Origin of the sequence: Maribacter luteocoastalis, from assembly GCF_048890225.1 — a bacterium.
GTDB classification, from domain to species: domain Bacteria; phylum Bacteroidota; class Bacteroidia; order Flavobacteriales; family Flavobacteriaceae; genus Maribacter; species Maribacter luteocoastalis.
Genome location: NZ_JBMFZG010000014.1, coordinates 1 through 8,795, shown reverse-complemented (window position 1 = coordinate 8,795; position 8,795 = coordinate 1). Strand labels below are relative to the sequence as shown.

At 36.0% G+C, this 8,795-nt stretch carries 11 protein-coding genes; all 11 read right to left on the bottom strand.

Annotated features, from left to right (window positions below; all coding sequences use genetic code 11):
- Window positions 1-248 precede the first annotated feature (248 nt).
- The 11 genes from ACOCEA_RS17765 to ACOCEA_RS17715 all read right to left on the bottom strand — a co-directional run bounded on the left by ACOCEA_RS17765 (window position 249) and on the right by ACOCEA_RS17715 (window position 8,650).
- Window positions 249-1,793: a serine hydrolase domain-containing protein gene (locus tag ACOCEA_RS17765; protein ID WP_420757623.1), complete on the bottom strand. Its 1,545-nt coding sequence runs from the start codon at window positions 1,791-1,793 to the stop codon at window positions 249-251.
- A gap of 46 nt (window positions 1,794-1,839) precedes the next feature.
- Window positions 1,840-2,802, bottom strand: a complete 963-nt coding sequence (locus tag ACOCEA_RS17760; RefSeq protein ID WP_420757622.1) for an alpha/beta fold hydrolase — start codon at window positions 2,800-2,802, stop codon at window positions 1,840-1,842.
- Between the two features lie 31 nt (window positions 2,803-2,833).
- Window positions 2,834-3,070, bottom strand: a complete 237-nt coding sequence (locus tag ACOCEA_RS17755) for a M23 family metallopeptidase (protein WP_420757621.1) — start codon at window positions 3,068-3,070, stop codon at window positions 2,834-2,836.
- The gene (locus ACOCEA_RS17750) at window positions 3,067-3,513 is read right to left on the bottom strand and encodes a hypothetical protein (RefSeq protein WP_420757620.1); all 447 of its coding nucleotides are present in this window, start codon (window positions 3,511-3,513) and stop codon (window positions 3,067-3,069) included. The genes ACOCEA_RS17755 and ACOCEA_RS17750 overlap by 4 nt, the downstream gene beginning before the upstream one ends.
- Window positions 3,514-3,527: 14 nt before the next feature.
- On the bottom strand, window positions 3,528-4,358 hold the full coding sequence (locus ACOCEA_RS17745) for a type II toxin-antitoxin system RatA family toxin (RefSeq protein WP_420757619.1): 831 nt from the start codon (window positions 4,356-4,358) through the stop codon (window positions 3,528-3,530).
- A 57-nt stretch (window positions 4,359-4,415) separates the two neighbouring features.
- Complete coding sequence (locus ACOCEA_RS17740) at window positions 4,416-4,994, bottom strand: Crp/Fnr family transcriptional regulator (RefSeq protein ID WP_420757618.1); 579 nt, start codon at window positions 4,992-4,994, stop codon at window positions 4,416-4,418.
- A gap of 214 nt (window positions 4,995-5,208) precedes the next feature.
- A complete protein-coding gene (locus ACOCEA_RS17735; protein WP_420757617.1) occupies window positions 5,209-6,189 on the bottom strand; it encodes a hypothetical protein in 981 nt (326 codons plus the stop codon).
- 214 nt (window positions 6,190-6,403) lie between these two features.
- The gene (locus ACOCEA_RS17730) at window positions 6,404-6,736 is read right to left on the bottom strand and encodes a helix-turn-helix domain-containing protein (RefSeq protein ID WP_420757616.1); all 333 of its coding nucleotides are present in this window, start codon (window positions 6,734-6,736) and stop codon (window positions 6,404-6,406) included.
- A gap of 11 nt (window positions 6,737-6,747) precedes the next feature.
- The gene (locus ACOCEA_RS17725) at window positions 6,748-7,080 is read right to left on the bottom strand and encodes a type II toxin-antitoxin system RelE/ParE family toxin (RefSeq protein WP_420757615.1); all 333 of its coding nucleotides are present in this window, start codon (window positions 7,078-7,080) and stop codon (window positions 6,748-6,750) included.
- A gap of 259 nt (window positions 7,081-7,339) precedes the next feature.
- Entirely contained in the window at window positions 7,340-7,933 is a 594-nt protein-coding gene (locus tag ACOCEA_RS17720) for a hypothetical protein (protein WP_420757614.1), read from the bottom strand.
- Window positions 7,934-8,092: 159 nt separating this feature from the next.
- Window positions 8,093-8,650, bottom strand: coding sequence for a hypothetical protein (locus ACOCEA_RS17715; RefSeq protein WP_420757613.1), 558 nt, complete (start codon window positions 8,648-8,650; stop codon window positions 8,093-8,095).
- Window positions 8,651-8,795: the final 145 nt, after the last annotated feature.

The window sequence follows — 8,795 nt, the reverse complement described above, 5'->3', positions numbered from 1 at the left end:
ATATTGTCAAAATAGTCTTTTTGAGAAAAGTGTTCGCAAGAATAGAATCCAAGAAATAGTAAAATAATTAGATAACTTTTTTGATTCACTTTTTAGGTTTAGGTAAATGTTTTACAACGGTTAGTATAAGAATAGTAGCCGATTGCGGGCTTAATTCCTGTCAAATTACAGTAAGGTTGAAGCGGGCTATAACTCTTGAATTTACTACTATTTCGGCTATTATTTTTATACTTTGTTGTGTGTAGTTTTTATTCTGCCTTTATTCTGACAAATTCCAAGCCCTTGAATTTTAAGGACTCCACAGTATTGTCTGTGATTGTAAATTCTATCAATTGTTTGCTCCCTGGACCACTAAAGTCAACTTCCAGTGTATTTACCTCATTGCCATAATATGCTTTGGAGCTAAGTAATCCCATGTTAATATACATTATGTCATCCTCTATAGTTATTGACAAATCACCAAATCCTTTGTTCGAATACTGACCTTCGTATTGAGAAAGGTTGAGAGTTAACGAGGATTGTTTGTCGGCTCTTTCAGATACAGAATTTGCATACGACTTATTCATCTCATTAATTCTTTTGCGGAAATTTTCAATTTGCTCTAAATAGACGTCACTTGATTCCACGGAATCCAGATAGTAATCAAATGTGTAGGACGTTAGAAGATCAGCGATATTATCTCCAAAGAACGATTCGTTTGCAAAAACAGCGACCCCAATTTTTTGATCAGGCATAAATGATATTTTGGCTGTATGACCAAGGAAGCCACCATTGTGGTATAGAACATTCTGACCTTTAAATTCGGAAGTATGCCACCCTAAACCATACCCAACTTCCTTGAAGATTGTGCCATTTCTATTTACGTCTGCGTAGGATTTGTGTACCTGCCCTAACATATCTGGGTGATACACGGATTTACCCTTAAATTCACCCTTGTTTACATTAAAAAGCAGCCAGTTGGAAATATCCTCAATTGATGCAAACAGTCCGCCAGCAGCTTGCATCGTTTTCTCGTCTTTTCGTGAATTTGCCTTCACAGGTTTTGTAGAGTCACCGATAGCAATGTATGGTTGAGTTACTTCCCATTTTTCCTGAATTACCTGATCGTAAGAAGCTGAAGTTCTTTCCATTTCTAAGGGTTGAAAAATTTTTTCTTTCAGCAGATTTTTCCAGTTCAAACCAAATTCTTCTTGAAGTATTAAGGCGAAAATATTATACCCCAAATTATCGTACTTAAAGGCTTTGTTATTATTCAGAGAACCCGTTTGGTCTTTAAGTATTTCAATTAGTTGTTGATGTTCATATTGGCCTGAAACGGCATTTCGCCAAACCAAATATCCATTGGTTATTCCTGATGAATGAGATAGGAGTTCTCGCAGTGAAATTCCCTCGAATACTGTTTTGTCCTTGAAGCTCTTAATTGGTTCATAGGAAGTAATGGAAGTGTCAAGATCAAGCACATTTTCATCATGAAGAATTTGTGCTAAGGTTCCATTGAAGGACTTTGTAGTTGAAGCAATATAATAGGGTGTTGTAGTTGTTGCTATCGCATTATTTTCGATATCGCTAAATCCATAACTCTCAATATGAATAACCTCATCACCTTTTATCACGGCTATTGAAAGGCCAGGTATACCTTTGATTTTATTTAAGGTGTAGGCACTTAAACTATCTATATTTTTCTTGAATTCATCGTTCCGATTCAACTCTTGAGAAGTGGAAGCATTAGCGCAGCTGGTGAGCGATATTGCTAACCAAATTAGCGTTAGTAAGATTGAACCTATAGTTTTCATAATAGGATTATAATTACAAGTAATGGTTTTAATTTTCTAGTGGCGTTTATTCTTTGTTGTGTGTAGTTTTTAATTCTGTCAAAATTTCTTCTAAATGGTTTCTAATTAAGGAAAAGTGTCCTTCATTCTCAAATACTTTTAGTTTTGAATTTGGCAACTCTTTTTTATAATATTCTCCCCTGTAGGTCGGAGCCATCCTGTCCGATGAGCCATACCAAAGGTTAACTGGAAATTGAATTGTATTTAATTGCATTTGCCAATCCGAAACATAAAGTTTCCATTCTTGAACAACTGCATCTATACCTTGCTTATAGCTTTCTTTGCTACCCTCAATAAACTCCCAACCATATTCAGGATGCTCGATCATCAACTTTTTGTCAGGCTTGGGTAGGTATTTTTGAAATTGTTTAATTCTCTTTTCTGGCTTATGCAAAAGCCCATCAAAATCATTCTGTATAAACTTTCTCAGTTGTTTATCTTTTTTCCAGCTAGCGAACCAATGAATTAGTTTAACAGGAAACCACATATCTTTGAGTGTGCCTTTGTAATTGTATGGAGTTGCACCTGATACAATGGTAGCATTCTCTATTCTTGACGAATCAGAAATTAAGCAAGCCAAAACGTGCGGTGCACCTCCAGATAAACCAAATATGGAGTATTTTTCCAGCCTGAGAGAATCTGCGAATTCTGAAACATCCTTACCCCAATCTATAAATTGTCGATTCTTTTGAAATGTAGATAACCCTACCCCAGGTCTATCAAGAGAAATTATCCGTACATTCAATTTTTTAGCAGCGCTATCCATAAATTTTGAGGACAATCTACTCTCCTGCCCACCATGAAAATAGAATATTGGGTAACCCAATGGTTCACCATATTCAGCATAGCCCAATACTCTTCCATCTGATAGCTCTATCGTATTACTTGTTTGCATAGCTTGAATGGTATAGTTCGATATGATAAGCCCTAGTATAGCAATTATTATCCATTTTACCTTCATTTTTTTCATTCATTATTATCCGTTTCAATCACAATAACCCTTACCAATCCTTTCTGATTTCTGGGTTCTTCAAGGGTTCACCGACTGAAACAAAAATCCCATTTGCGTAGTAGTTTCGAAATTGGGCTGGCAATCCCTCACCATGCATTATTGAAGGGTTGTTTTGAAGGTGATAATGCAAATGTGGTTCGGTCGAATTTCCACTATTTCCAACCAGACCTATAACCTGCCTTTTTGTTACCATATCACCAACGGTCACAGTTATTGAATTTTTCATAAAGTGTGCCAAACAGAATATTCATTATTCCCGTGGTCGATAATTACATAATTACCAAAAAGTTGGTTTTTATCAGTTTGTCTAGGGATATTCTCTGGTACTAAATTCTCCATTTCAACAATTTGACCTTCCCCTGGGGCATATAGGGTATCTCCAAAACAAAAATAGTCCTCATTTCGAAGCCCACTCCCGGTGAAAGTGAATCCATTCTTGATTTGTACCACGTCAATGGCAAATCTTTGGTCAGTCAGCGAGGCATGATAGTTTTGTTCTCTGGTTCGGCCTCCCCAAACTACAAACCAAGAACTGTTAAATGGTAATTCTAAATCAACAATTGTTTGATAGTTCAAATTTTCTTCAGGAGCTATGTCATCATCACAACCAGTGAGATTAAGAATACAGAAAATGAAAAGAATAAACAGTCGAATATGTTTTACCTTCATAATACTTATGATCGTTACTTTTTCTCGATTTGATTTTGCCAATTATTTAGGAGCTTTTCGGCTGTTTTACCAAACTTTACTTTGAGAATAGGGTGTAGTAACCAATTCTGAAACTTCCTTTTATACTCGAATTCAAAAAGCATGATGACCCTTGTTTGAGAATTGTCGATTGCTTCCACTTTCCAATTTCCTTTCAAATATTTGAAAGGATAAGGGTAGTCAGGAGCATTCGTATTCACTTCAAAGGCATATTCCTTTTCTTCTTCCCAAAGCGAGCAGGTTTCTGTCCAACTGTCTTTCCCGTGGCTGCAGCTGCGCACCATTCCTTTTCCTTCACCAGAAATGATTTTCACATCATCCACGTTGGGCGCTACTTCATGGTAATTGGCCACATCGGAAATGACTTTCCATACGCTCGCTATGGTTGCCTTCACCGTTCTTTCAAATCTTAGTTGCTTGATGCCCTTGTTAGCAATGCTATCTGTTTGAGCCAGTGCGTTGGTTTGGCTGATAGCCATTAACAGGACAATGAGTGCAATGGCAGCCATAACGCCATTCCCCGTCATTGAGATATCAAAAGGTTGAAAGATCAAAACGATAATACTTCCGATAACCCACAGAGAATCCTGAACGATTATGAACAGCACTCTCAAGAGATTTTGGTGTTTTATTTCATAAACAATGGTGAGAGAAAAGTAGATCAGGGCTGCGCCAGTTACTTGGAACACTGAGGAGTTCGGTGTGTCGAAGAGACCGGCAACTCGGTTGTGTGCGGCCACTAATAGAATACCCGAGAGCCCAGAGAACAGGGCGTTGAGCTGAAGAGCTTTTTGTAGTTGATTCATGTCTTGGAATTTTGAAACAAATTTCCCCAAGTCGAATCACTATTCTCTTGACAAATGTTAGGAAATGGACCTGGCAAGGTTTTTTCTCAGCCTGCTCAGCGATTCGGGGGCAATACCAAGCATGGAAGCAATGTGCTGCTGCGGAACATTCAGGAACAGATCCGGTTCGTTTTTCATCAAGGCATCAAATCTTTGTTGAGCTGTGGTATGCAAATGAGCAAAGGCTCCTTGCTCCAATAAAGCAAACGAGCGTGCCAAGAGCAGATTATCGAATTCGAGCCATTTTGGTTCCTGCTCTCCCAGTAGAAGGTGCTTATCCTTAGTGATAACATGAAGCTTGCAGTCTGTCAAGGCTTGAATGTTCCAGATACTACCTGTTTGAAACACATAGCTTGAAATAGAGGTGATGAACTTTCCACTGCTCCCAATCCACAGGGTAATTTCCTTTCCATCGGCAATGTCATACATTCTAAGATACCCGGTTTCTATAAATGCCATTTTCCGACATACGGTTCCTGACTGAAGAAAGTAATCCCCTTTCTTAAGCTCTTCCGATTCGAACATGGACAATATCTTTTCTAATGATGCCGTGTCTATACTAACTTGTTTTAATATGCAGTCTTTAAGTAGTTCCATTTTTCAAATTACACACAACGGTTTAGCTATGAACAGTACGGGAGCAAACTAGCGTTTGCTTTCCGCCACGCACATAGCGAAATCTTTTGGTTTTCTTTTTTTCTTTGTCCCGCTAAAAAGCAAAATCCGAAAGATTTTGCGGATATTATAAAAATACACAAACCCTGCGATTAAGCCCTAAGCCCGTATTGTTTATAGGTTTTGTTGTAAACAGTTATTTTTTGAACAACTTGTCTAGTTCCGTCTGATTTATGGACTGTAAGGATAATTGCATTGAATCTTTGTCCCCAACGCGTATTTTTTGAGCATATAATTGCTTTTCTTTAATACCAACAGCGATTAAGGATGTATTTTCTAAAACGGGTACGCCTGTCAATATGATGTTTTCAGTTTCATCAGGATAGTAGCTCGTAAAAGAATTTAAGTTGTCGTATACCACATACATCACTATTCCATCTACTTCAAGCGAATTGGTAAAGGAAAAGTCCATTGTAGCCGGCTTTTCTACGAATCTATCCACATTAATCCATCCGAGATTGGTTAAAGAGACGGCAGACCCAACTTTTTTATCAATATTTTCATAACTACCAATTGTTTTCTCGTAAATACTATCTTGTTTTCTCCATAGTTCCTGATAATAGGGAAGCGAATCTAAAGTCACGTTATAGCCCATATCGATTTGATACGTTTTGTTGAAACGTAACACCATAAAATAAGCCTCTGTCTCCGACCAAGATATTTGATTTAGTGAGTCCATTTCTCCATTGAAAATTTTGTCCTGCTCTGACAACTCTAACGGGAGTCTCACTCTTATAGTCGCACTATCCTTTAGTTTAAGTTCTTCTCCATTTTTTGTGAAATTCAAGTAAATAACCCCAGAGCTTTCAAGTAATTCATTGTCTTGAGTAATTGTCCGAATATTGTTTTTAATCAAATCCGAAATGGTATAAAATTCCTTCAGTTCCAAAGATATTTTATCAGTTGAATCAATATCAAAGGATTCTCGTAAGAAATAGATTTTTGTTCCCATTTTACCTTCAATTTCTTTTAGCGAAAGCGTATCAAGGTCGAAGAACTGGCTTTCTACTTTCTCACTAGCTTGAAATGGGTCAAATATGTTATTACGAGTTTCCTTTTCCTCTATACAACCCATTAGAAATGCTAGTCCAAGTATTAGAATTCCTATTTTTTTCATAATTGTTTACAACGGTTTAGCTATGGCAAGTAGGGCAGGTGAGAAGCACTTATCTTTCCGCCAAGCCCGTAGCCAAAGCTTTTTGTTTTGTTTTTATTTTATCTATTTTAAAAGCCAAATCAAAAGATTTGTCGGACTTCGTAAACACGCCCAAGCCTTTAGATACAGCACTTATCGCTCTATTTGCTATAGCTATTGTTATCTTTAGTGCTTTTTACGCAACCTTGAATTCCGAGTCATTCATTTGTACACTGAACTTTATATTCGCCTTTAGTGCGTTAAACACTTTTAAAATAGTTTCAATCGTTACGTTTTTTGCGCTGCGCTCCAGTTTAGAAATCTGTGACTTTTGAACTCCAATCAATTCACCAAGTTGTTCTTGGGTCAATTTCCGTTCTTTTCGTACGGACTTAATCATTTCTCCCAAAACCTCCATTCGCAAATCGAATTCATACTTGTCCCTGTCCGCTGTTCCGATTTTTCCAATGTCCTTGTCCTTCATTTGGTCAAGGGTCATAATTTTCATCATTTTATTCTTTGTTGCCATAACTTTATTTTTTATTGCTCGAAATATTCTGTCCGAATCTGTTTTGCTTTTTCGATTTCAGCTTTAGGAACCTTGTCCGTTTTTTTGACCATTCCGTGTGTAGAAATCACAAGCGTTTCCGTTTTTCCAGTCCTATCCCAGAATGCGAAAAGTCGGTATTGAAGTCCTGCATATTTAGTTCTAAACTCCCAAATGTCGTCCGTTAGCTTTTTGAACAGTTTCGGGTCAAGTCCAAATGTGGCCTTGTCTAGATTATAATAAATTTTCATTTTTGCTTTCTTGTCGACCTTTGACATAAAGTCAATAGCTTGCTCAAGAAAGATGACTTCAAATCTTTTTTCCATTCGGTTTGCGTGTCCATTTATAATACAAATATAAATAAAAAAGTTGAATTATATGGAAACTTTTATGTTTTTGGTCAGCATTAAAGATAACGGCTAAGCTATGGCAAGTAGGGCAGACAAGGAAACTTTTCGTTTCCGTCTGCACACTTAGCCAGAACTTTTTGTTTTGTTTTTATCTTTTTCATTTTAAAAGCCAAATCCAAAAGATTTGGCGGACTTGGTAAATAAACCCAAGCCAATGGATTCATCAGTTACCGCCCTATTTGCTATAGGTATTGTTAGCAGCTTTTTTTATTTCGAAACCCTTTAGCTCAACCCTTAGAGCTATTCTTTCAAAACCAATTATTACATCTTCGCATAATGAAATCCAATACTTGTATAGTAACTTTTCTTTATCACTTATATCAAATAACATCAGTTCTTTATCATTGGTCTCTTCGTCCGCTTTTTCTTTTTCAGCTCTAGTTCCTCCAGCTCTTTCGTTTTCGTTTTTCTTTTTTAAATATGATTTTTCCATAAAAGTTTCAGTTCCTTTCAAAAACGACAAACAGTCTTCAAAAGTTTTAGCTTTTGCGTTATGAACAAATTGATTTCGAATTTCAAAAAATGCTTTAATATATTTTTTGTATTCGGGGTCGAGTAACTTGGAATCTAGCATTAATGTTAGCTTGTGATTCATTGATAAAGCTTGTCCAGTATTCCCTAATGAAATAGCACCATCATCAAGCTTTAAAGCTGATTTTAAAAACTTGCTTGCTAGGTTTTCAAGCTGAACTGAAAAGGAAAGAACAAGTACTTTAATTCTTGCTTCGTATTCTGAAAATTCAGTTCCTTTTATAATTTTGTTTTCCACTTGCGTTTAAATTGCTGCTAACGTGTTCGTGTATGGAAAGTTGCGTGTTTGTGGGCGAGGATTTTCCGAAGGAAAATCGGAAGCCGGCAAAAAGGCAAGCAACTTTATGTTAGCTAAAACTAGCAATTTTTTATACACGGTGTTGTACAACGTTATTTTTTATAGGATAAAACTGCTCATACAAGTTGCTCCTTTTTTTATAGCTTTAATTTTTTTCTTAGTCTCTCCCTTATCTTCTAAATCGTAGAATTTGCCCTCATCAGTATCAGGAACTCTAATTAATACAATTTTAGATTCCGAAAACTGATCTAATTGAGTTTTTAATAATGTGAAAGCAAAAGAATATGTTGAGTAGTTTTGCGAGTTAGACATTGACATTCCCATTCCATACCCAAAAGTATTAGATGTATAATTTATTTGTTCTATTTTAGAAATTGATTTTCTGGTTGTTTTTAAGTTTAAAATATTTCCATTCTCAAGTTTGAACAATATTTCAGTACCTTCCTTGAATTCTGTACCTCTTTCACCTCTGTAACTGAATGTTATTTCAAATTCGATTTTTTTGTCGATTACTTGAAAGTAAACAGTTTTAAAGTTGTAGTCAAAAGATATTTTTCTTTCATTAGTAAATGGGTCTGTTTCGTCCACACATTTCTGAGAAAATGAGTTTGATGAAAATAGAATTAAAGTAATAAAGATTAAGGTTTTTCTAATCATTTTAATTATTTGTTGGAGTTTGTTTAATGTCTTGTCCTGAAATATGGCTACAGGTTAAAATTGAATTTACGCTGTTAATTTATATACCATATTCGGTGTTTTATATTCTAAAGATAAATGTAACCTAATTTCATTGTATAAATTA

Coding starts and splice junctions, on each gene's coding strand:
- ACOCEA_RS17725 (WP_420757615.1), bottom strand. CDS start 7,080: ATGGAAAAAAGATTTGAAGTCATCTTTCTTGAGCAAGCTATTGACTTT.
- ACOCEA_RS17750 (WP_420757620.1), bottom strand. CDS start 3,513: ATGAAGGTAAAACATATTCGACTGTTTATTCTTTTCATTTTCTGTATT.
- ACOCEA_RS17730 (WP_420757616.1), bottom strand. CDS start 6,736: ATGGCAACAAAGAATAAAATGATGAAAATTATGACCCTTGACCAAATG.
- ACOCEA_RS17715 (WP_420757613.1), bottom strand. CDS start 8,650: ATGATTAGAAAAACCTTAATCTTTATTACTTTAATTCTATTTTCATCA.
- ACOCEA_RS17745 (WP_420757619.1), bottom strand. CDS start 4,358: ATGAATCAACTACAAAAAGCTCTTCAGCTCAACGCCCTGTTCTCTGGG.
- ACOCEA_RS17765 (WP_420757623.1), bottom strand. CDS start 1,793: ATGAAAACTATAGGTTCAATCTTACTAACGCTAATTTGGTTAGCAATA.
- ACOCEA_RS17740 (WP_420757618.1), bottom strand. CDS start 4,994: ATGGAACTACTTAAAGACTGCATATTAAAACAAGTTAGTATAGACACG.
- ACOCEA_RS17760 (WP_420757622.1), bottom strand. CDS start 2,802: ATGAAAAAAATGAAGGTAAAATGGATAATAATTGCTATACTAGGGCTT.
- ACOCEA_RS17735 (WP_420757617.1), bottom strand. CDS start 6,189: ATGAAAAAAATAGGAATTCTAATACTTGGACTAGCATTTCTAATGGGT.
- ACOCEA_RS17755 (WP_420757621.1), bottom strand. CDS start 3,070: ATGAAAAATTCAATAACTGTGACCGTTGGTGATATGGTAACAAAAAGG.